Source organism: Streptococcus intestinihominis (assembly GCF_046824975.1).
Taxonomy (GTDB): domain Bacteria; phylum Bacillota; class Bacilli; order Lactobacillales; family Streptococcaceae; genus Streptococcus.
On record NZ_JBKQBL010000001.1, the window covers coordinates 110305 to 110707 of the forward strand.

General features: G+C 40.0%; 1 protein-coding gene. It reads right to left on the reverse strand.

Annotated features, from left to right (window positions below; all coding sequences use genetic code 11):
• Positions 1 to 92: 92 nt before the first annotated feature.
• Positions 93 to 403 (reverse strand): DUF4299 family protein (locus ACLOR3_RS00590; RefSeq protein WP_412036883.1); only part of this gene is annotated, 311 nt, incomplete at its 5' end.

Sequence of the window (403 nt, forward strand, 5' to 3'; positions counted from 1 at the left end):
TAGAAGTTCGCTGACGTCCGCTCTCACCTAAGGAAAGTTTCTAAAATTACTTTGTCTTCAATCTGAAACAGTTCAAATGAACTGTTTTTTTATTAGAGTTGTGCCAATTGCGACAAGCGTTCTTTTGACAATTTTTTAATTTCAATTTGATTAGCATCCAACAATTCAAATTCACTTGAGTCCAAAGCATCCAGTAGGGCCTCTAAATTCACAGCTGCCACCGGCTTATAACTCTCTGGCATATCAGGATTTCCAGTGATTTCCACTAAGTTCACTTTCCAGTCGATGACTTCATCCATATTGACCTTCTCTACAAACTCTGCTGGAACAAAAGGCACTCGTGGCAAGACAGTATCCGTATCTTCTGTTAGACTGTAACTGCCAATAATGCCTCCCGTTTCGT